We start from the raw sequence: 22,635 nt of genomic DNA, 5'->3' as shown, positions 1-22,635 counted from the left end.
AAATGATTCGTTATCTGATAACAATGCGTATAAGCACGGACTTCGTTCAAGCGGACACTTAGATCCCCAAAAGTTGGGGCAGTTCATGGGGGATCTAAGCTAGCACAATTATTTTCTTTGAATTCCACTTCCGTCAGATATCACTAAGCCCCGTCGATTTCACACAATCGTTCTTGTCTTGCCTTCGCAATAGCGTCTTCGCGATTTCGGACGCCAAGCTTGGAGTAAAGGTTGGAGCAGTAGTTCCGGACCGTGCCCTCCGATAAAAACATCTTGTTCGCAATGGATTTGTAACGCAATCCGCTTGTCAAATGAAGCAGTATGTCAAGCTCGCGTTTCGATAATCCGTAAGGATATTCCCCTTGTTCTTTCTGTGGCTTGCTGCCTTGCAAATTTTGCTGCTGCCTCTGCTGCTGCTTGATTTCCTTGAACACTTGAGCGGCCATGCCTTGATCGATCCACGTTCCCCCATTGTAAACGGCTTTTAATGCTTGGCATAATTCATGCGGATGGGCCGACTTCAGCAAATATCCTTCCGCACCCAACTGAAGCGAAAGAGAAGCCTGCTGCATATCGTCAAAAGTGGTAAGCATGACGACCCGTATTTCCGGCCAATTTTGTTTAATCTGACGAAGTGCCTCGAGCCCGTCCAAGACAGGCATCCGCACATCCATAAGCACGACATCGGGGCGATGCAGCTCACATTGCTTAATCGCTTCTTGACCATGTGCAGCTGTACCGACGACCGCAAAACCTTGCTGCTGCTCAAGAATACGCTGCAAGCTTTCGGTAATGATCGGTTGATCGTCAACAAGCAAGATCGAAATTTCCTGATTCGATGGTTCTTTTCTGAGCGGTATCGTACATACAACCAAAGTGCCGATGTTTGGCGTGGAGTGGATTGATAAATGGCCCGCAAGCTCTGTGAGCCGTTCCTTCATTCCGTCCAATCCAAAACCATGATCGATTTGTTCCATGCCTTGGCCGTTATCCTCGATCTGCATTCGCAGCTCATATTCATCAAAGAATAAATGGATTTGAATCAGGTTTGCTTTGCCGTGCCGGACAGCATTCGTCAGTGATTCTTGCAGGCAGCGATGCAGACAAAGGCTGATACGCTTGCTAACCTTCACCTCATGCCCGAAAATTCGGAAATGCACGGCTACTCCGGTGGATTGGGCAAAGTCTTCAACCAACTGCTGCAGTGATTCTGTCAATATGTTCGGAAGAGGTTCCGAAAGATGATGCAAATGTTTGCGGATATCCTCGAGCCCGTAACGAGCGAGATTTGCAATGGTTTCCATGCGAGCATCCAATTCTTGAGGGCATGACGGCCGCAATGACTCAACGCCAACAATGATAGAAGTGAGGGTATGGCCAATGGTGTCATGAAGCTCATGTGACAGCCGATTACGTTCCTCAATTAGTGTGAGTTGTTCTACTTTTGCCAGATGCTGCTCCAACACACGGCTTTGTTCCTGGATAATCTCGTTCTGCCGCTGATGAAGCACGAATAACTGCCATCCGTATCCCAGCGCAAAAGCGATTGCGTGATTGAGCGTATAAGTAAACCAGATATCATACCGAGACTCGTTAGCGGCCCAAGCGATTGCGGCAGAAATCATTAACACAAGCGCAAGCGCTGCCCAGCGGGTGGTTTTATTGCGGCAAAAGAAAGCGATCATGCAGGCAAAAATGATAAATTGCCATGAAAATTCGGCGTTTTGTCCGGCTAAATAAATGCTAAACGAACCTGCAAGACCGATTTCTGCCGGCAGATACCCTTTGGGATACAACTGGTGCAGCAGGAGCGGTATGATAAACACTAACACAGATAATGTAACAACCAAACCTATTGGCGAATGAAACAGCTCAGGTTGGCGCCATGCGAGAATCATAATATGACTTAACCATAAAATGCGCATCAAAAATAATATCCAATGATACCAATGCCACTGCTTCTTAAAATTGAACATGATGGGCTCCTTTCTTGCATTTGGATCCATTGCTGCAAAAGACCATACATCATTATTAGTTTAGGGGGGGAATGTCATTTTGACCAGTGACTTTTTGTCATATGATATTTTGAAACGAAGTTGTGACATATCATCACTAGTCAAAATGAGACCCGCTCAGCTATCGTAATGGCTGGAAGTGCAATGCGGAAGACATAAAATCCGTTGAGCGCTCATGATGCCATTATGTATTGAAGGAGTGGAAACGATGGTTGGAAGAAAAATAGGTTTGATGGGTTGTACGGCGCTGCTGGCAAGTGCGATGGTCATTCCGACGGCGGATCACGCTATCGCAGGATCGAGCGCAAAAGGAGGGAATGCGAAAGTGGAGCAAAAATCTGCTGTTCAGAATCAAAAGGAATTGGCAAACCCCAATGTTCAGAAGGAATTGGACAAGCTGCTAAGGCCGGATGTACAAGGCGCTATCGCTTATGTATATGACCATGGTAAATATCAGGGATACGCGTCCGGCATCGCAGATGTCAACACAGGACGTAAAATGGAGGCGGATTATCGCTACCGGATCGGAAGTTTGACCAAGACATTTATAGCGACGGTGGTTCTGCAATTGGCTGGCGAAAACAAGCTGAATCTTGACGATCCGGTTGAAAAATGGGTTCCGGGCTTGGTCCAGGGCAACGGCTATGATGGGAATAAGGTGACGATTCGGCAGTTATTGAACCATACAAGCGGGTTGAATGATTATTCGATGGATCTGTTTGACGGTTCAGGAGCGGATATACTGAAACGAATTCAGGTGACATATTCACCGGAGGAGCTTGTAAAGAAAGGTCTGAAGAATGATCCATTGTTTGAGCCGGGTAAAGGTCTGATGTATACCAATACTAATTATGTTTTGCTTGGCATCATTGTTGAAAAAGTCACGGGATCGACCTACGCCCAGCAAATCGAAAGACGCATCATTGAACCGTTGAAGTTGAACAACACGTTCTGTCCGGGCGTAAACCTGGTTGTACCGGGGGCTAATCATTCCAAGGCATATTTATATCACAATAATGAGAGATTTGACGTTACGGATTTGAACCCGTCCATCGCCGGGGCTTCCGGTGAGATGATTTCGTCGGGAAGAGATCTGAGCACCTTCTTTTCTGCTTTGTTCGGCGGAAAATTGTTGAAACCGGAGCAAATGAAGCAAATGTTCACCACGGTAAAATCCGGGTATGACGAAGTGCCTTATTTTGGGCTTGGTATTTATCAGATGAAAATGCCGAACGGCGAGCTGGTATGGGGACATAGCGGCGGCATTTTCGGATCGGTAAATGGCGTTAGGGCCTCACGCGACGGACAGCGTGTCGTTGTAGTGAATATGAATGTGTATACGGAATCCACCGGGGGCGAAGAGTATTTTAACGGAGTTTATATGGCGGGATTAGGACTGAAAAAGAAATAATTTATGAGAAGGTTGCTCGGCACTTCAGCGGGCAGCCTTATTTTTTGCCCCGATAGATTTTGAAGGGTGGTATTCTTGCTGCAAAAAGAAAAATCCCTCCAGCTTGGGTAAACGGGGGGATTACAGAGTGCTTAATTTACACGTTCCGATGTCTCAAGGATTGATGGGACATTATGCTACCGCAACCCTTTGATTGAATGCATGAGATTATACCGAACGCAAGGAGTATGCAAACACGGTGTCGAAATATTTATGTTGCCTAAAATCGTTTTGATGCGTTTCTATTTATATTCGCGAAATTGAGGTGTTAGATCATGAACCAACCAAATATCAGGGAAATCCAGATCATGGATTACCATGATATTTATATGCTGAACCTGGACTTTAATCCTAATCTACATGCATTTTCGGAAGAAAAAGTAAGAAAGAAAATCGAAATTATTACCAGCAAGACAAAAGATATTATTTTCGTTTATGAGCAAAACGACAAAGTGATCGGCTATATTCATGGAAGTCCATATGAGCTGCTTACTGCTGATTCTCTTGTGAACATCTTAGGTTTTGTCGTTAAAGAAGAATATCGAAATCATGGCATAGGAGGTATGCTGATGGAAAGCCTTGAGCAATGGGCGATGAATAACGGCTACTCCGGCATTAAATTATTTTCCCACCCAAGTAGAGTTAATGCACACAGGTTCTACGAACGACGAGGATTTATTTTTACCAAGGACCAAAAGCACTTTATCAAAACATTTGATAAATTTACGTCTCAATTAGAGAGCTTACAGAAATGAAGAATATTCTTGAGAGTATCTCAGGATCATGACAACGGAGGTTATATGCAAACAGTTATTTACATGGTCAGACATGGAGAATCCCCAAAAACCGAAGGAAATGAAAGAACGCGTGCGCTGACTGATAAAGGGATGCAAGATGCCAAAATAATCACTGAGCTGCTAAAAGATGAGGGAATCGATACGTACATTTCAAGTCCATATAGACGAGCCGTTTTAACCATTGAGGAAGCAGCCCGGTCTGCAGGTAAAGAAGTATTGGTTATTGAAGATCTTAAAGAAATTGTTTTTGCAGGAGAAGATAAAATATTGCAGGATCACGAGGTGTATCCGTTAGTAAAAAAGATGTTTGCTGAACCTGAATCTTCGCTGCCTGGCGGAGAGTCCATGACGATTGGCCGGGAACGGACCGTAGCCGTATTGAAAAAAATCCTGAAAGATTACAAAGGGCAAAAAGTGGCGATAGGAACTCACGGAGCAGTGATGACATTAATGATGGGATACTTTGACAGCCAATATGACGTTGAGTTTTTGTTCACGACATCCAAACCGGATATTTACAGGATGGAATTTGATGAAGATAGATTAATAGACGTGACGAGATTATGGGGGTGAAAGATTAACATGTATATCGAAGAGCTAAGAAACCGGTCGGGAAATTTGCCGCTGATTATCGTTCGCCCGACTTTAATTCTCTTAAATGATGAAGGTTCTATATTAATGGTTAAACATCATGACAATACATGGGGGTTACCAGGAGGGATGCTTGAACCTGGTGAATCAGTGGAAGATGCATTAAAAAGAGAATTGCGCGAGGAGCTTGATATCAAGATCAATGTTAATGATTTAAATCATTTTCAAGTGTTTTCTGATTCTAGATTTTATATATCCCAGCTAGGCGCCGACACACATTATATTGCGATCACTTATTACACAAAACAATTCAAAGGTAAAATAAAACCGGATCAGGTTGAAGTTACGGATTTTGGATTTTTCAAGCCGGATGAGATGCCCGACCAAACCATGAACATGATAAAAGTTATTGTGAAGCAATTCGAAACATCAAATCACTATAAAGGCGTGATCTGATACAAAAAAGGCGGTCGTACTTAAGACATGAAGATATCTATAGAAGAAATCGACAATAGGCAGGATGAAGAAATCATCATACGATGTCATGAGGTCAATGAAGAGATTTTAAGCCTTTTGCGCCGGATCAAAGCTAAAAACAAGATGCTTATCGGCTTTAATGAGGATACCATCCACCAAATCAATTTCAGCGATGTGTACTATTTTGAATCGGTGGACAACAAGGTGTTTGTATACTGCCGGGATCGGGTCTTTGAATCGAAACAGAAGTTATATGAACTCGAAGAGTTATGCGAGGGAAGGAAATTTTTCCGCGCATCGAAATCCAGCATTATCAATATCGCCAAAATATCGTACATCAAGCCCTCCATTAGCGGCAGATTCGAAGCAAGAATGGATAATGGGGAAAGCGTGATGGTTTCGCGTCAATATGTGCCGGTACTCAAAACGATGTTGGGAATATAATAGGAGGGCGTGGGATGAGATTATCCGAATTTTTAAAAAGACTTGCAAGAGATTATTTGCTCGTATTAGCTGGTATTGTCATATGTATTGTTTTGCTTAATCAGATTTATATACTCATATATGAACTGGATGCATCTAAATTTTCTCTCGGCTTCCGTCAAATTTATGCGTTCATGATTTGTGCATTGGTGGGAGTTTTACCGAGCCATATCTTTGATTTTTTTGCAAACCCAAGCGAAAAGGGCATGCGGATACGGATACTGATTCATTTTATCATTGTCGAAGCGGTGATTATTGTTTTCGCTAACATGATGGGTTGGGTTACAGGGGTATCTGCGAATGTGATCCTCGCCTTGGAAATTGCCATTATATTCGGCATTGTCCAACTGCTTGTTTGGAAGAGTGACCTCAAAGTCGCCAATGAAATCAATGAACAACTAAAAAAGTTAAAAGAACATGTTCAATAAGGTGGGGGGCAACTTACCCTGTCTTTTTTACAACTTACCGTACCCATACTGCAACATACCCTGAACCATATTTACGCTGCAAAAAGGATTCGTTATGCTGATGCTGCAAGGCAAACGCAGAGGAGGCGCAGAATGGGAATGGGAATATTAATTGTGATGATCGCAGCAGTTTTTGAAGTAGTCTTTGCAGCATTTTGCATATGGACGCAATCGAATCAGCAAAAAATCAGGGGTATGGTGAGGATAGGCGCGTTTGCAGTATTTGTAATTTTCACGCTTGTTTCGGTCATTGAGTGGGGTTTTCAGTGGATAGCGCTTGCTTTTCTGCTGCTAATCTGGGCATTGCTTGGTTTGTGGACGTTATTACGACGCAAGGAGAAGCACAAAGTTTATAAGTGGGGTCGAGTCATCGGACGTGCCGTTATCATGTTTATCTTGGTCATCATTGCGGCTGCACCCGCGATCGTATTTCCACAGTATAGATTGCCTCAAGTTACAGGGGAGTATGGGGTCGCAACGAAGACATACACCTACATAGACAAAAACAGAAAAGAAGAGTTTACAGATACAGGAGCAAACAGATTTGTGAATGTGGAGTTTTGGTATCCCGAAAACGCAAACGGAACCTATCCGTTATTGGTATTTTCGCATGGAGCATACGGTATTAAATCTAGCAACACCTCTACATATCAGGAGCTTGCAAGTCATGGGTATGTCGTGTGCTCGATAGACCATCCCTATCATTCCTTTTATACTACTTCAGATGATGGGACGATTACTACGATTAATAGCGAATATTTGCAGGAATTCAATAATTCCAACAAATACGGCATTTACACGATGGAGCAACTCTACGGACTCCGTCAAAAATGGATGAAACTGCGAACAGACGACATGAATTTTGTCATCGATACGATTCTTGAAAAAGCGAAAAGCGATAGTGACAAGGTCTATCAACTTGTGAACCCTGAGAAAATAGGTGTATTCGGTCATTCTATGGGTGGTGCGGCGAGTGCGTGGCTTGGCAGAGAACGTCATGATGTTACGGCGGTTGTCAATATTGATGGTCCACTGTTCAGTGACATTGTTTATAACAAGGAGAAGAATAATTTTGAATCGACTCACCAAGCTTACAAGATCCCGCTTCTGAATATATACTCGGATAGTGTTTGGACGCAGCTTGATAGCATCTCTACTTATGCAGGTAACAAAACGGTTGAAGAAAGCGGCGGTGAGGTTTATAAAGTTTATATTCGAGGAGCAAAACATATGAGTCTTACGGATCTGTCTCTATTTTCACCGATGCTTGCCGATATGCTGCAGGGTGGAAAGGCAAAGATTGATAAATACAAATGTCTTGAGACGATGAATCGGATCATATTGGAATTTTTCGATAGTTATTTGAAAGGAGAGGGCAGCTTCACATCAGCGGGTACGTACTGATCGCAATGCATTTTGCCAATATTCCATCCCAACTTGTTGTTTTTAATCTTAAACAGTGACTATATAAGTTGAACTAAAGAAAATGAAAAGGGAAAGGCAAGAGGGGGAAAGATTTACGGAGAAGCGGAGCGTTCGCCTAAAAGCTTTCCAAAGGAAAGCTAACATCGTAAGCATATGCTTTGTGAGCGGATTTCTACCTAAGATAGGTTCCAATCATAGAAATCTGTGAGCAACAGTGATCGAAAGAACATTTCACCCGACTGCCTCCTTCCGTTCATAATCATTGGTTCAACTTATATAGTTCCATTATTGAATTAACGGGTAGAATTTGCTACAATTTCGAGGATATATTTGGAAGGAGGCCTACCTGTGCCTACAACTTTGTAATGGTTTGATCTGAATATGAATTTTACAATTACAAGGATGCAAGGCATAGTGTGTCTGGATCGCATGATGCGGTGAATCCTTGGGGTTTGCTGCGTATTAGCAGGAATTTGATGTCCCTTGCTTTGTATTCCTTCTATATATTAGGAGGATATAAATGAGTCAATTACAAAATCACAATTCAAACCTGTTTACGATCGAGTGTGAGGATATTATTTTGCGGGAGTATCGCTTTGAAGATCTGGACGATCTGTTCCACCTTACGTGGCAGCCGCACTTTTATGAATTTTTGTTGGATTGGAACGTATCAAAAGAGCAGCGGGAAGAATGGATTCTAGATTATGAAATACCTGATAATAAACGCTTCCTGGATGCTGTTGCGAAAGATGGGAATATTGGTGAATTGCGTTTGCGGCTTGGTATCATATCCAAAGATAGCGGTGAATTTATCGGCGTTTGCGGTACGGGAATACTGGATAAAGTGTCGCCGCCAAACAGGGAGATTTATTAATTAGCCGAGAATACTCGTGACTTAAGTCATGCAGATGAATCGGCTTCAGTTGAGGCATAGCTTTAGCTATGTTAATCAACTGACGTATGTTAAGCTTAAAACGAATAAGAAGTGAGGTGAATGCCATGCTTCGACATAAAGCTTATAAGTTTCGGATCTATCCAAATCAAGAACAGCAAATATTAATCGCTAAAACTATCGGTTGTTCCAGATTTGTCTACAATCACTTTCTAAATATGTGGAATACAGCTTATTCAAATACAGGAAAAGGTCTATCTTACCCTTCTTGTTCTGCTATGCTTCCCAAAATGAAGAAGGACGTTGAGACTTATTGGTTGAAAGAAGTCGATAGCATCGCACTCCAATCCTCTCTTTTAAACTTAGCGGATTCTTTTTCTCGTTTTTTCAAAAAACAAAATAAAAGGCCTCAATTCAAAAGTAAAAAGAATCCCGTTCAAAGCTATACTACGAAGAACGTGAATCAAAGCATTGAAATCAAAGAAAGCTACGTGAAGCTACCTAAACTCGGATTCGTAAAGTTGGCTAAAAGCCGAGAACCGAAAGGACGTATACTTAACGCTACCCTTCGTAAAAATGCGAGTGGAAAATTCTTCGTCTCCATCCTGTGTGAGGAAGAAATCGATGAACTACCGAAAGTGAATTCCGCGATTGGTATTGACTTAGGTATCACAGATTTTGCAATTCTATCGGATAGTCAGAAGAAAGATAACCATAGATTCACTGCCCAGATGGAAAAGAAACTGAAACGAGAACAGCGTAAGTTGTCACGTCGTGCCTTCCTGGCTAAAAAGAAGGGAATCGACCTTTTTCAAGCAGAGAACTACCAAAAACAAAAGCGAAAAGTCGCTAGACTCCACGAAAAAGTGATGAATCAACGTACCGATTTTCTAAATAAGTTAAGTACAGAAATCATCAAAAACCACGATGTGATCTGTATAGAGGACTTAAACACAAAAGGTATGTTGCGTAATCGTAAATTAGCGAAAAGCATCTCTGACGTATCCTGGTCTAGTTTTGTAGAAAAGTTACAATACAAAGCCGACTGGTACGGTCGTCAAATTGTAAAGGTAGATCCATGGTTTCCCTCAAGCCAGATTTGTTCTGAATGTGGACACCTAGATGGAAAGAAACCGCTCCACATTCGGGAATGGACTTGCCCCATTTGTCATACCCATCACGACCGTGATATCAATGCGAGCAAAAATATCTTGATTGAAGGATTGAGAATACAAGCTCTATCATAGACCAGACACAAAGAACCGTAGGTACTACGGGGATAGCTTGGTAAATAAGAGAAACCGCTGATTGTCGTGTATGCCACGATCGATCAAGTATGCTCTCTTCCCAAGAATCTCGTGACTTTAGTCATGAGAGGTTCAATACGGAATCTCAAATGAACACAACACATAGAAACAAGGGCTATACGACTCAAGCGGCCAAAGGTCTAATTAAATATTTGTTTGAAAATACCAATGTCCAGGAATTGATTGCAATCGCCCAAACTCGTAACCAGCCGTCAAATAAAGTGCTGCAAAAATGCGGTTTTGAACCGCAAGACGATATCGAAATTGAAAATAGGGAATATCACGTGTACAAACTTCGAAAGTCAGTCAAAATTTAAGCGGAATTAAAAGGGGCCCATGCGGCTCCCTTTTTGAAAATATGAAAAAGTATAACTTCGGGGAAAACGCATCCTGATATCGCAAAAAAAACATCCCCTAAACGCGGTCTGTCTTCCCAGAGAGTACGTCGATAAAGCGCCTCTAACGAAACGGAAAAACGTTATTGTGGCAAAAACGAGGCGAAATAAAACGTAACGAAACACCATATCGTTATTAGGTCGAAATCCGGCATTCTGAACTTCACTTTGGTCGAATAGCGCTCCCTAGTTTCGATAAGATTTTGCAAGGCATTATTTTGCTCCAATAGCGATTGGTGGTTTCGTTAGAGTGCATAGACGCGTTATTGCTCAAATAACGATTACTTTCATTAGGAACTAAGCAAACGAAACACATTCTCTCACTCTTCTAGAGGAATTTCCCCCGCGATTACTGTATATTCCCCCTTTTGTGCCAATAACGTTTTCTTGATAATGAAAGGGGTATCGACATCGACAAGCGAACATGAAATGACCATCAAGCGAACATGATATCTTCATCAAGCGAAGATGGAATGCCATTAAGCGAACTTGATAGCTCCAGCTAACGAATTCGGTAATTTTGGCCAAATGCCAGCAGTTCTTCCAAGATATCCACCAGGCACAGTGCATGAAAGGGGGCGAGAAGTCGCTGATTATTTGATTCGAATCAGTTTGCAAGCGCTGTCATCTTGTCCATCATGAGGAGGGGAACCAAGAATGGGCGTTAATCATTTTACATTTCGCAAGCCAAGGGCAATTTCCATTATTGTGGTCCTGATATTATCACTGCTTTTATTCGGGTCGTTTAACACGCCGAAGGCGCATGCAGCGGTAGCCAATAAAACGATTGTAGGCTACTGGCATAACTTTGAGAACGGATCGGGTTTTATTAAGCTGCGCGACGTGTCGCCCAAATTTGACGTAATCAACGTTTCTTTTGCGGAGCCTACGGCAGGCGTTACGAATGGTGCCATCGGGTTTACTCCGTTTAATTACACCGATGCGGAGTTTAAGGCGGACGTTGCATACCTGCAAAGCCAAGGGAAAAAAGTCATCATCTCCATCGGAGGCGCAAACGGTCAAGTCCAGTTGGCCAGTACGGCGGCCCGTGACAATTTTGTTTCCTCCGTAACGGCCATCATTGAGAAATACGGTTTCGACGGACTGGATGTTGATTTCGAAGGGCATTCGCTTTACTTGAATGCGGGGGACAGCGACTTCAAAAATCCGACCACTCCGGTGATCGTCAATTTGATTACCGCTTTGCGGACGATTAATGATCACTTTGGTACGGATAAGTTTTATCTGACCATGGCGCCGGAGACCTTTTTCGTGCAGCTTGGATATTCTTTCTATGGCGGCAGCTGCATCAGCTGCGACAACCGCTCAGGCGCGTATTTGCCGGTCATCTATGCAACACGCGATATTCTCGATTGGCTGCAGGTGCAGAACTATAACTCCGGTCCGATCACGGGGCTTGATGATCAATACCATAATATGGGGTCCGCCGATTTCCATGTCGCGATGGCCGATATGCTGTTGACGGGCTTCCCGGTCGCCAAAAACCCGAATAGCTTCTTTCCGGCTCTCCGCCCGGATCAAGTGCTGCTCGGTTTGCCGGCCAGTCCCAATGCGGGAGGGGGATTCACTTCCGTCGCCGAAGTGCAAAAAGCGCTTGACGCCTTGATCAAAGGCAAGCAGCTGTCCAATTACCAAATGCGCGGCAATGCAAGCGGATACCCGAATTTCCGCGGCTTGATGACATGGTCCATTAACTGGGATAAGTTTAACCATTTTGAATTTTCGGACAGTCATCGTGCTTATTTGGATGCGCTAAGTCCGTCGGTTCCGGATACGCAGCCGCCAACGGCACCGACGAATGTCACGGTGACAGCCAAATCCTCAACCAGCGTCTCCTTGAGTTGGACGGCATCGACAGATAATGTGGGCGTTACGGGTTACACCATTACTTATGGAGCGAGCAGCGTTAATGTATCGGGAACAAATACGACGATTAGCGGGCTTGAGCCAAACACCAGCTACCAGTTTACCGTGACAGCGAGGGATGCAGCGGGCAACATTTCAACTGGGACCACAATCAACGTGACAACCGATGCAGGAGGAGGCGGAAACTCCCAAGGCTGGGCTGCAAACGTCAGCTATAAAGCAAATGATGAAGTCGCGTATGGAGGCAAAACCTATATTTGCCGCCAGCCGCATACATCGCTTCCGGGTTGGGAGCCGCCTAATGTTCCGGCACTTTGGCAGGTAAAACAAATTTAAACACTGATATGATGCATCCTCTTTATTCCGAAGCAATTCGAATGAAGGGGATTTTTTGCTGATAGTCAAAATTACGCCCATTCCCCGTCAAAATACTCCCCCATATGACCATAACAATCCACTATCTTAAGTGAAAGCGATGCTACTATAATTAAAATCATCCATAAAAATCATACCTTATTAGAATGACGCACATTTGTTTATTGAAGAATTGTGACCTTTAACCAAAGAAGGGGGAAGGAAGATGGGCAGTAATTCATGTAAATTCATCGAACTGGAGCCTGCAAAAATATGGACGGAGGCATTTCCAATCGGTAACGGCCGCTTAGGCGGCATGATTTTCGGGGGAACCCAGGCGGAAAGGATTCAATTGAATGAAGATTCCCTGTGGTACGGCGGTCCGAAAGGAAACGACAACCCCGCCGCACTCGGGAAGCTGCCGGAAATCAGAAAGCTGCTGTTGGAAGGAAAACCGCAGGAGGCCGAACGGCTGGCTCTTTTACATATGACTAACGCCCCGCATTATTTTGGCCCATACCAGCCTTTGGGCGATGTATTGCTTCGCTTGGAAGGGCAGGAGCAGGCCGCAGAATATCGGCGTGAGCTCGACCTTCAAACCGGTATTGCTGCGGTCACCTATAAGATGGGTTCTACGGAATACAGCCGGGAAGCATTTGCGAGCGCGGCCGATCAAGTGCTGATTATTCGTCTCACCGCTTCCAAACCGGGTGCGCTTTCTTTGACTGCAAGGTTAAGCCGGAGGCCATTTGACGGCGAAGTCACTAGAAGCGCAAGCAGTATTGGCATGAGGGGGCAATCCGGGCCTGACGGTGTGCAGTATGCCGCGGTGATTCATGCCGTAACCGAAGGCGGGGAATCCGTGGCGGTCGGTAACTATCTGGATATCCGCCAAGCAGACTCGGTGACGTTAATTGTTGCTGCTCAAACATCATTCCGGCACAGCGATCCTTTTCGTGAAACTGTACAACAGGCTGAACTTGCCGCTGCTATACCTTATGCCGAGCTTAAGCAAAGACATGTTTATGATCATAGGCAATTATTTGACCGGGTTCATCTGGAATTAGAAGAAGAGGATATGGGGCAATGCCACTTGCCAACGTCGGAACGTCTGGCGAAATACCGGCAAGGTGGGGCGGACAGAGGGCTTGAAGAATTGTTTTACCATTATGGGCGCTATTTGCTGATCGCAAGTTCCAGACCCGGGTGCCTGCCCGCCAATTTGCAGGGCATATGGAATGAAAGCTTTACGCCGCCTTGGGAGTCCGATTTCCATCTGAACATTAATTTGCAGATGAATTATTGGATTGCGGAGACGGCGAATTTGGCGGAATGCCATGAACCGCTTTTTGATTTCATTGACAGACTGATCGTGAACGGACGCAAAACGGCCCGGGATTTATACGGCGCGAGAGGATTTACAGCCCATACCATGAGCAATATATGGGCCGATACCGGAGTGTTTGGGGCATTCACATCCGCCAACATTTGGCCGACAGGTGGCGCATGGATCGCGCTTCATTTATGGGAGCATTATCGATATAACGGTTCTGACGCATTTTTGCGCGACCGGGCCTATCCTGTACTAAAAGAAGCGGCTCTATTTTTCCTGGACTTTTTGGTGGAAGATTCATCCGGACAGCTTATCACATCACCTTCTTTGTCTCCGGAAAATCGTTATATAACGGAACAAGGAGAAGCCGGTTCATTATGTTACGGCCCCTCCATGGATTCTCAAATCGTGTATGCGCTATTTAGCGCCTGTATCGAAGCTGCGGAGCAATTGGGACTTGATCAACCGCTTCAAACGGAATGGACGCAAGCCCGAAGCAGACTTCCCAAACCGCAAATCGGGCGGTACGGCCAGATCATGGAATGGTCCGTCGACTACGAAGAAGCGGAGCCGGGGCACCGCCATATTTCGCAACTGTTTGCGCTGCATCCGGGAGAACAGATCATTCCCCATCGTATGCCGGAACTAGGAGCTGCAGCAAGACATACGCTAGAGCGGAGATTGGCGCATGGCGGCGGGCACACGGGATGGAGCCAGGCTTGGATCGCGAATTTTTGGGCAAGGCTGGGCGATGGCGGCCAGGCATACAGCAGCTTGCAAAATCTTTTGCGTAAAGCCGTCCATCCCAACTTATTCGGCGATCATCCGCCATTTCAGATTGATGCCAATTTTGGCGGGGCCGCGGCCATTCAGGAGATGCTGCTGCAGTCGCATGCCGGGGAAATTCGCCTTCTTCCCGCATTGCCGAAAGAATGGCCAGCCGGCCGGGTGACCGGATTGCGTGCAAGGGGAGGTTTTGCGGTTGATATCCAATGGTCGGAGGGGCGGCTGCATGAGGCCAAGATCGCTTCCCAGCTTGGAAAGGAATGCGTGATTTACAGTGAAATACCGCTTGAGTTCCGCGATTTCCGTGGTGCAGCGATTCCGGTTGATCCAGAGAACCATACCTATCGTTTCAATATTCCGGCCGGCAGCGTCTTCCGAATCGGATTAAAAGCAAAATAAGTACGGTTTCGAAACAAAAAAAGTCAAAATATTGCACATCACTGCAAAAATTCAAACCCATTAGGATTGCCTTTTTTCGATATGATGATGTTAATTTAGGATCGCTAAGGTGAAAAAATGGGGAGGAATTAGAGTGGATTGGACAAAGGCGATAGAAGACGCTTTATCAAAAACGTTAAAAAATATCGACAGGTTCGGAGCAAAATTCCCTCATGTGAGTCAAAACGGAACATACGAGTTGAACGACAATACGGACTGGACTAACGGCTTCTGGTCAGGCATGCTCTGGTTATGTTACGAATATTCGCAGGATGAACGGTATCGTCAAGCAGCCGAAGCCACGGTGGCGAACTTCCGGAAACGCCTGGATAACCATGTGGTACTGGATCATCATGACATTGGATTTTTATACTCTTTATCCTCGAAAGCGCAATGGATTGTCACTAAGGACGAGCAGGCGCGGAAGCTTACATTGGAAGCGGCAGATGTGCTGTTGAGACGCTGGCGCGAACCTGGAGGTTACATTCAGGCCTGGGGCGCAAAAGATGATCCCAAGGAAGCGGGAAGAATCATTATCGACTGTTTGCTGAATCTTCCTTTGCTATATTGGGCAAGCGAGCAAACGGATGATCCGTCCTACCGGTATGCCGCCATCAAGCAAGCGGAGCAAACCCGGCGTTACCTGGTTAGGGGAGACGATAGCTCTTACCATACATTCTTTTTTAATCCTGAAACGGGTGAACCGATTGGCGGGGCAACGCATCAAGGTTTTTCCAACGGTTCGACATGGACGAGAGGACAAGCGTGGGGTGTGTACGGCTTTGCCCTTTCATACCGGTATACGAAAAATCCGTTATTCCTGAACACATCGAAACGGGTTGCCCGTTATTTCCTTGAACATCTGCCGGAAGATCATGTGGCGTATTGGGATTTCAATGCTCCGGCAGGTCCTGACACTTATCGTGACAGCTCGGCTTCCGCCATTGTGGTGGCAGGTTTGGTCGAATTGATATCCCATCTGGATGCCGGCGACCCGGACCGCAGCTATTTCGAAGAGATGCTTGTGAAATCCATGAATAGTCTGGTTGAGCGGTATTCCACAATTGGTGAAGATGATGCCGAAGGACTGCTCAAGCACGGATCGTATTATGTCCACGGAGGTTTATCGCCTGACGACTATATGATCTGGGGCGACTATTTCTATCTGGAGGCTTTGATGCGGATGGAAAAAGGAATTCATGGATACTGGTACGAGCGGGAATCTAAATAAGTTGAACTGAACAGAAGGATAAAGGATCAAGCAAGTGGGTTCAATATTCTAAAGAAGAACCACGTAAGAATACTGAACCTAAGGAAAATGATTCTGAAGAAGCTGAAAGCTTTTTGAAAAAAAGCTACCTCGGAAGCATAAGCTGCGTTCGCCTAAAAGCTTTCCGTAGGAAAGCTAGCATCGTAAGCATACGCTTTGTGAGCGAATTTCTACCATGAATACGCTTGAATCATAAAAATTCGGAGAGAACAGCGATCGGAAGAACATTTCTCCGAGCTGCATTGCAGACTCATTTATTCAACTAATATAGCGGCTCAACATCATGATTAGTGCTTGAAAAAAAGCGAAAGTAGCGGAGGGGACGGAATCGATCTGAAGAAGCGGTAGCGTTCGCCTTTGTCTCCGAATTTCTACCTATAAAAAACAAAATCAAGAAATTTGGAGACAACAGCGATCGGAAGAACGATCCGTAACCGTAGCGACCACCTCGCAAAATGCAAGGTTCTTTTAGTTCTGAGACGGATTTATTTGAATAAAGTCAATGACAAAAGAGGATCTGCCGATATACGATAGGAAGGCATAAATATCATAACAGCAAGAAAGAGGCTGAGCTTAGGGTGTTCAAATTGACTTACTACAAGAGAATACAGCTGTCATTCCTATTGTTCATCATTGTTCCGATCATAACCGTATCGGTGATCTCTTTTGTTTTGATTAAAGAAACGATGGTAGAAAAGCTTCAATTAACAAATGAGAACTTTTTGAATGTCATGATTGATGAAATCGGAAAAACGATCGATGATGTTACGTTTGCTTCCCATTTTATCGTTAACGATACGAGCTTCAGAACCTATTTGAAGAACTTTGCGGATACGGACAGGCTGCGCACATACGATGATTATACGAATTTTACGCAGATTAAAGGCGTCTTTTCCCTGATTACCACCAAACCGTTAAATAACAATACGCGCATGTATCTTGTGAATCGAAAGCGCTTCATTATTCCGTCGGGCGAAGATGATCTGTCAGCCATGCATAAAAGCTTGGACGCTTTATATCAAAAAATCAATTTCAATCAGCCGGAAACGCTGCAATGGTTGGGAATGATGCGTGATGAACCTGGAAAAGAAGGAACATATTACATCGCCAGAATCATTTACGACGACCATGAAAAAGAATATTTATCGGTTCTCTTGATCGGCATCTCGGAGCCTTATTTTGAAAAACTGCTGAAGCCGGTCGAATTTGGCAAAGTTGCTCTTTTTGACGCCAAGGGCAGCAGGATTGCGGGAAGCACGGAGCTTGCTCCGCCCAACACGGCCTATGCCCACTCCAACCTTCATTCGGAAATGACGCTGGACAAAACCGATTGGACTTTGGTATACGAAGCGAGCAAAGAGGCTTTTACGGGTAAAATTTCTAGAACATTTTATATGGGGATCGGCGGTGTTATCCTGTTTTTCATTATTTTCTCGATATCCTCGATGTTTATTGCGAAAAGGTTACATAGGCCGATCCAAAAACTGCAGCGGGTCGTTCGCCAATTCGGCATGGGCAATCTGGATGCGAGACTTGAGGTGAAGGGCCGGGATGATATCGCCGAACTGAGCCGTACATTAAATACGATGCTGGACCAGCTTCAAGGCTTGATTCATGATATCGAGCGGGAGCAGGAACAGAAAAGGGTTATGGAACTTGAGGCGTTGTTCATGCAAATCCGCCCCCATTTTCTGATCAATACGCTGAATTCAATCAAATGCAGTTTAATTTTGCAGAAGGATTATGTTCACAGCGGCATTATCGACTCCTTGATGAGTTTGCTCCGCGCCTACATGAAGTTTAATGAAACAGCGACATTGCAGGAAGAATGCGAATTGATGCGGCATTATATCGATATTATGAAGATCCGCAATGAAATTCCGGTCCAGCTGACAATCGATTTGGAACCGGATTTGAAGTCCTGGAAGCTTCCCAAACTGATGCTCCAACCCATAATTGAAAACGCCATCGTCCATGGATTCGTGGACCACCCGGATGCGAAGGTTTGGATTTCCGCCCACAAGAAAGACGACTGTATTCGGATCGAAATCGAAAATAATGGTGAAGGCATGGAGGAAGAACAGCTGTGCCGGTTAAATGATCTTCTGCTGAACTGCGATCGCGAACCGGATCCTTCATACCAAAGGGTCGGACTGATCAATATCGCTCAAAGGCTCAAGCTTTCATTCGGCCCCGAGGCCACGCTTTCGCTGGGTACAAATATGCATAACGGAATCACGGCCCGGATTCAAATTCCAATTCATTCGACCAGGCTTTCTTTGCAATAAAGAATTTATTAATGATAAGGGGGCTCCCCGCAAAGTAATCGGAATAAACTTCGAAGGCCGCGGTTCACTTTGTGGGGTTAGTTTTGCAAGGAGGAATGCAATGTGATGCATAAAGTAATGCTGATTGATGATGATGTCCCGATGCTTAAAGTACTGCAGCAAATGATCGAGTGGGAAGCGCTTCAGCTGAACATTGTTGGAACGACTTATTCCAGCGCCAAAGCGCTGCATCTTTTTAAAGAAACATGGCCTGATATCGTGATTACGGATATCGGATTGCCGCAGAAAAACGGAATCGAGCTGGCGGCGGCTTTTCGCAGCATGAAGCCCGATATCCGCGTTATCTTTTTGACCTGCCACGAAGACTTTCATTACGCGCAACAGGCGGTTAAGCTGAATGCGGATGACTACTTGCTTAAAGATCAATTGACGCCGGACCAACTGGAACAAAGCTTAAATAAATCAATTCTCTTTTTGCAGAAGAAATCCGCCCCTATGGGGCAGAAAGCATCGCATTATAATAGAGAACTATTCAAGCAGGGTCTGATCCAGCGAGTCATTGACGGAGGGCATCCCGAGTCAACGGTAGAGTATGCCGCAGGGATCGGCATTTCCTGGGGATACCCTTGGTTTATGCTGGGAGTGGTCAATCTCCACTATTCTTCGTACGAAACGTTGTACGTCCGGAACAATTTGTCACTGATCACTTATGCCATTTACAATATCGCGGTGGAGCTTTCGGCAGCGTATGAAGGAATCACTCCGTTCCTGGATCAGGACAACCTGATCGTGTTATACAACTACCGGCTGAATCTGGCGGATAATGTCTGCCCGTATTTTCAAAGATATATGGATGAGCTGCGGTCAAGAACAGCGCAATTTTTAAAATTGCAGCTGAACATCGTGACGGTCAACGATAAAATGGATTTGCGGGCTGTCGGAAACTGCTACCATCAAATCATTCATCACAAACATGGGTTCTACGAGGGCGACGATCAGAAGGTGGCGGATATGCAGCTTCATATGCAGCGTGTATTCCTGCCGTTTCCTCATGGGTCATTGGATGCCTATAAAGCGGACTTGGAACGCGCGGTCTTAAAAAACGACGTCCATTGCATCCACGATATGATAGTTTCTATTGGCGCCAAAGTCCGGGAGAAACGGTTTGAGCCAAATGAGTTCGTGCAAGAGGTCACTCTTTTTTTGCGCGGCGTCGCTATGATGTTTTCGGGAAGAAAAGCGGATGAAGCGAGATACAGCTATCTTTCCGCAGCCAGAACCTTGGAGGATGTGCTTGAGCTTGCCGAAAGGCAGCTGGTTTTTATTGCCCAAAATAAACAAGGGAATGCCGTCTCGTCCGCACAAGAGCCTAAATTGCAGCAGATCCAGCAGTTTATCGATCAGCATTTAGCCGATAATATCACGTCCATTGACATGGCGCGTTATTTATACCTGAACTCCAGCTATTTTTCGCGTTATTTTAAGCGTTTGACTGGCGTCAATTTTACGGATTACGTCCATCAATACAAAATGACCATCGCCGCGAAGATGATGAAAACCTCGGGCCAGACGCTCGAATCGCTTGCGATGGGGCTGGGGTATTCGGATCGGACTTATTTTTCCAAAGTGTTTAAGAAATACATCGGCATGACGCCAAGTGAATATAAAACAAAGTATGCCGTCAACAAATACGCCCGATAGATTGCCTTTGGCAATTATTTGATGCGGGGCCGTTTCTTCCGATCCGATCTGAGGATTGAGGGGAACGGTCCCGTTTTCTTTAAGAGGATGTTCAAAAAGTCCGCTTTTGATAAGAAAACCAATCGAAGTAACTCAAGGATGAGCGACCGCGATGCATAGGTAGGTTTTCTTGCGATATAGAATTTCATCAGCGTAGCTGATAACTTATAAATCCTATATCTAACACGAAGTGAATCAGGAAGCTGGAACGACATCGAATCTTGAATTCAGCCAGGCCTTCCGGTGCTCACGTACCCACTACGTACGCTCCGCTCCTCAGTCCTTAGCTTCATCCAACCTTCTCGGTGCTGAAAACCGGCCTTTTTGAACACGTACTTTATGGAGAGAAAAGTCAAAATTTTACCCGTATCAAGTCAGAATCCGTCCTTTGTGGAAACTTCGTTTACTTTATGATTAAGTCAACTAATTCATGTTGAGGTGATGCGAAGTGGAAGCTGCTAAACCGAGTTACCCGACGGAGAAGCTTCAAAATCCTCGAAAATTTTGGACTCCGAAACGCAAGGAAGCATTAGTCGGCTGGTTATTTCTCGCCCCGGAAATTGTCGGGATGCTGCTGCTCAATGTATTTGCGCTCGGCTTTTCTCTGTATTTGAGTTTTACTTCCTGGAATTTGCTTTCAGGGATGTCGGGCATTAAATTCGCAGGACTGGAAAACTACATTCACATGTTCCAGGATCCTACGATTATGAAGGCCTTGAAAAACAACCTGCTCTACACGGTGCTGACAGTGCCTGTGCCAATTGCGATCGCACTCGTCCTGGCCGTAATCATTCACAACAAAGTATTTTTTAAGGATTATTTTAAAGTCGTATTTTTTATCCCTTATATTTCGTCTATCATTGCGGTTGCAGCCGTATGGAGCGCATTATTCCATCCATCGCTTGGACCGATTAACCAGTTCCTGATGGACATCGGAATTTCCAATCCGCCGAAATGGCTCGTGGATCCGAAGACGTCTCTGATCGCGATCGCGATCATAAGCGCGTGGGCAGGACTCGGATATACGATTATCATTTATTTGGCCGGTCTGACGAACATCTCAAGCGAGCTTTATGAAGCTGCGGAGATCGACGGCGCGACCGGGTTGACGAAATTTTTCAAAATCACGGTTCCTTTGCTTCGCTCTACGACCTTTTTCTTGCTGATAACGATGCTGATCGGTTCATTTAAAGTATTCGATATTATCTCCTACCTGACAGAAGGCGGACCGGATAATTCTTCGACGGTAATCGTGTTCCGGATTTACGAGGAAGGATTCGTGAACTATAACATGGGTTATGCATCCGCTATATCCTGGTTGTTGTTTGCCATTATCGGGATCATTACGGCAGCAACATGGAAAATGAGAAGAGAGGATTCTTAAGGGAGGAGATGACATTATGCTGTTTATCCGTAAAAACTTCACGAAAATAATCACTACAATTTTAATGGCTGTATTGTCCATTTTCTTCTTGATTCCGTTTATATGGATGCTGTCGTCAGCCTTTAAATTCGAAAAGGACGTCATGCGGTTCCCGATTGAGTGGATTCCCAAATCCATCAATGTGGTGTACAATTTCAAAGCGGTTTGGATGGGGAAAGTACCTTTTATACATATATACATGAACTCCATCAAAGTCGCTATAATCGTGACTTTCGTTACATTGCTTGTGTCGACGATGGCGGCATATTCGTTCACGAAGCTGAAATTCCGCGGGAGAAACATCGTCTTTACGGCACTGCTTGCTTTTATGATCATTCCGGATCAGGCTACGCTCATTCCGCGCTTTATGCTGATCCGCTGGTTGGGCCTATATGATACCCATGTCGCGTTGATTTTGATGAGTATGTTCTCGATCTACTTCACCTTTTTGCTGCGCCAATTCATGGTTGGCATCAGCGACGAATTTATTGAGGCGGCAAAAATCGACGGCGCGGGTCATTTAAGAACGTTTTTCTCGGTCATCGTTCCGCTCTGCCGGCCTGTGCTGGCAACCGTAGCCATCATCAAATTCATTTGGTCCTGGAACGACTACCAAAACCCGCTGATCTTCCTGCAAACCAAGGAATTGTATACGATACCGCTCGGCATGACGCTGTTCCGGGATGACTATACGACCAACGACGCGATTATGATGATGGCATCGCTTTCCGCCATAATTCCGCTGCTGATTGTGTTCGTTGTTCTGCAGAAACAGGTTATCAACGGTATTGCGCTTGGCGGCGTAAAAGGCTAAGAC

At 44.9% G+C, this 22,635-nt stretch carries 18 protein-coding genes; 17 read left to right on the top strand and 1 reads right to left on the bottom strand.

Annotation, left to right across the window (positions count from 1 at the left end; all coding sequences use genetic code 11):
* Positions 1-143 precede the first annotated feature (143 nt).
* Entirely contained in the window at positions 144-1,976 is a 1,833-nt protein-coding gene (locus L6442_RS18080) for a helix-turn-helix transcriptional regulator (protein WP_212976498.1), read from the bottom strand.
* 247 nt (positions 1,977-2,223) lie between these two features.
* On the opposite strand from L6442_RS18080, the gene L6442_RS18075 reads away from it, so the two are divergent.
* The 17 genes from L6442_RS18075 (at position 2,224) to L6442_RS17995 (ending at position 22,632) form a co-directional block, all read left to right on the top strand.
* The gene (locus L6442_RS18075; protein WP_212976497.1) at positions 2,224-3,426 is read left to right on the top strand and encodes a serine hydrolase domain-containing protein; all 1,203 of its coding nucleotides are present in this window, start codon (positions 2,224-2,226) and stop codon (positions 3,424-3,426) included.
* A 314-nt stretch (positions 3,427-3,740) separates the two neighbouring features.
* Positions 3,741-4,220, top strand: a complete 480-nt coding sequence (locus L6442_RS18070) for a GNAT family N-acetyltransferase (RefSeq protein WP_212976496.1) — start codon at positions 3,741-3,743, stop codon at positions 4,218-4,220.
* Between the two features lie 45 nt (positions 4,221-4,265).
* Positions 4,266-4,835, top strand: a complete 570-nt coding sequence (locus L6442_RS18065) for a histidine phosphatase family protein (protein WP_212976495.1) — start codon at positions 4,266-4,268, stop codon at positions 4,833-4,835.
* Between the two features lie 9 nt (positions 4,836-4,844).
* Positions 4,845-5,309 carry an NUDIX domain-containing protein gene (locus tag L6442_RS18060; protein WP_212976494.1) on the top strand — a complete coding sequence of 155 codons (465 nt, stop codon included), beginning with the start codon at positions 4,845-4,847 and terminating at the stop codon, positions 5,307-5,309.
* Between the two features lie 27 nt (positions 5,310-5,336).
* On the top strand, positions 5,337-5,774 hold the full coding sequence (locus L6442_RS18055; protein WP_212976493.1) for a LytTR family DNA-binding domain-containing protein: 438 nt from the start codon (positions 5,337-5,339) through the stop codon (positions 5,772-5,774).
* A 14-nt stretch (positions 5,775-5,788) separates the two neighbouring features.
* Entirely contained in the window at positions 5,789-6,241 is a 453-nt protein-coding gene (locus L6442_RS18050) for a DUF3021 family protein (RefSeq protein WP_212976492.1), read from the top strand.
* 132 nt (positions 6,242-6,373) lie between these two features.
* Complete coding sequence (locus tag L6442_RS18045; protein WP_237099974.1) at positions 6,374-7,684, top strand: alpha/beta hydrolase family protein; 1,311 nt, start codon at positions 6,374-6,376, stop codon at positions 7,682-7,684.
* Between the two features lie 541 nt (positions 7,685-8,225).
* Entirely contained in the window at positions 8,226-8,579 is a 354-nt protein-coding gene (locus L6442_RS18040; RefSeq protein ID WP_212976491.1) for a GNAT family N-acetyltransferase, read from the top strand.
* Positions 8,580-8,704: 125 nt separating this feature from the next.
* Positions 8,705-9,844 (top strand): IS200/IS605 family element RNA-guided endonuclease TnpB, encoded by a 1,140-nt coding sequence (gene tnpB / locus L6442_RS18035; RefSeq protein ID WP_237099973.1) that lies wholly within the window; start codon positions 8,705-8,707, stop codon positions 9,842-9,844.
* 89 nt (positions 9,845-9,933) lie between these two features.
* Entirely contained in the window at positions 9,934-10,221 is a 288-nt protein-coding gene (locus tag L6442_RS18030) for a GNAT family N-acetyltransferase (RefSeq protein ID WP_212976489.1), read from the top strand.
* A 735-nt stretch (positions 10,222-10,956) separates the two neighbouring features.
* Positions 10,957-12,522 (top strand): carbohydrate-binding protein, encoded by a 1,566-nt coding sequence (locus L6442_RS18025; protein ID WP_212976488.1) that lies wholly within the window; start codon positions 10,957-10,959, stop codon positions 12,520-12,522.
* 244 nt (positions 12,523-12,766) lie between these two features.
* Positions 12,767-15,058, top strand: coding sequence for a glycoside hydrolase family 95 protein (locus tag L6442_RS18020; RefSeq protein WP_212976487.1), 2,292 nt, complete (start codon positions 12,767-12,769; stop codon positions 15,056-15,058).
* A 127-nt stretch (positions 15,059-15,185) separates the two neighbouring features.
* The gene (locus L6442_RS18015) at positions 15,186-16,328 is read left to right on the top strand and encodes a glycoside hydrolase family 88 protein (RefSeq protein ID WP_373871778.1); all 1,143 of its coding nucleotides are present in this window, start codon (positions 15,186-15,188) and stop codon (positions 16,326-16,328) included.
* Positions 16,329-16,945: 617 nt separating this feature from the next.
* Entirely contained in the window at positions 16,946-18,655 is a 1,710-nt protein-coding gene (locus L6442_RS18010) for a sensor histidine kinase (protein WP_212976485.1), read from the top strand.
* Between the two features lie 105 nt (positions 18,656-18,760).
* Positions 18,761-20,356 carry a response regulator transcription factor gene (locus L6442_RS18005; RefSeq protein WP_212976844.1) on the top strand — a complete coding sequence of 532 codons (1,596 nt, stop codon included), beginning with the start codon at positions 18,761-18,763 and terminating at the stop codon, positions 20,354-20,356.
* A 487-nt stretch (positions 20,357-20,843) separates the two neighbouring features.
* On the top strand, positions 20,844-21,779 hold the full coding sequence (locus L6442_RS18000; RefSeq protein ID WP_212976484.1) for a carbohydrate ABC transporter permease: 936 nt from the start codon (positions 20,844-20,846) through the stop codon (positions 21,777-21,779).
* Positions 21,780-21,795: 16 nt separating this feature from the next.
* On the top strand, positions 21,796-22,632 hold the full coding sequence (locus L6442_RS17995) for a carbohydrate ABC transporter permease (RefSeq protein WP_212976483.1): 837 nt from the start codon (positions 21,796-21,798) through the stop codon (positions 22,630-22,632).
* Positions 22,633-22,635 lie beyond the last annotated feature (3 nt).

It is taken from the genome of Paenibacillus azoreducens (assembly GCF_021654775.1).
Classification (GTDB): Bacteria; Bacillota; Bacilli; order Paenibacillales; family Paenibacillaceae; genus Paenibacillus_AQ; species Paenibacillus_AQ azoreducens.
The sequence above is the reverse complement of the archived record's forward strand: the minus strand, read 5'-3'. Positions and strand labels throughout refer to the sequence as shown.

Coding starts and splice junctions, on each gene's coding strand:
- L6442_RS18025 (WP_212976488.1), top strand. CDS start 10,957: ATGGGCGTTAATCATTTTACATTTCGCAAGCCAAGGGCAATTTCCATT.
- L6442_RS17995 (WP_212976483.1), top strand. CDS start 21,796: ATGCTGTTTATCCGTAAAAACTTCACGAAAATAATCACTACAATTTTA.
- L6442_RS18080 (WP_212976498.1), bottom strand. CDS start 1,976: ATGTTCAATTTTAAGAAGCAGTGGCATTGGTATCATTGGATATTATTT.
- L6442_RS18045 (WP_237099974.1), top strand. CDS start 6,374: ATGGGAATGGGAATATTAATTGTGATGATCGCAGCAGTTTTTGAAGTA.
- tnpB (WP_237099973.1), top strand. CDS start 8,705: ATGCTTCGACATAAAGCTTATAAGTTTCGGATCTATCCAAATCAAGAA.
- L6442_RS18060 (WP_212976494.1), top strand. CDS start 4,845: ATGTATATCGAAGAGCTAAGAAACCGGTCGGGAAATTTGCCGCTGATT.
- L6442_RS18020 (WP_212976487.1), top strand. CDS start 12,767: ATGGGCAGTAATTCATGTAAATTCATCGAACTGGAGCCTGCAAAAATA.
- L6442_RS18070 (WP_212976496.1), top strand. CDS start 3,741: ATGAACCAACCAAATATCAGGGAAATCCAGATCATGGATTACCATGAT.
- L6442_RS18030 (WP_212976489.1), top strand. CDS start 9,934: ATGCTCTCTTCCCAAGAATCTCGTGACTTTAGTCATGAGAGGTTCAAT.
- L6442_RS18050 (WP_212976492.1), top strand. CDS start 5,789: ATGAGATTATCCGAATTTTTAAAAAGACTTGCAAGAGATTATTTGCTC.
- L6442_RS18005 (WP_212976844.1), top strand. CDS start 18,761: ATGCATAAAGTAATGCTGATTGATGATGATGTCCCGATGCTTAAAGTA.
- L6442_RS18065 (WP_212976495.1), top strand. CDS start 4,266: ATGCAAACAGTTATTTACATGGTCAGACATGGAGAATCCCCAAAAACC.
- L6442_RS18040 (WP_212976491.1), top strand. CDS start 8,226: ATGAGTCAATTACAAAATCACAATTCAAACCTGTTTACGATCGAGTGT.
- L6442_RS18055 (WP_212976493.1), top strand. CDS start 5,337: ATGAAGATATCTATAGAAGAAATCGACAATAGGCAGGATGAAGAAATC.
- L6442_RS18075 (WP_212976497.1), top strand. CDS start 2,224: ATGGTTGGAAGAAAAATAGGTTTGATGGGTTGTACGGCGCTGCTGGCA.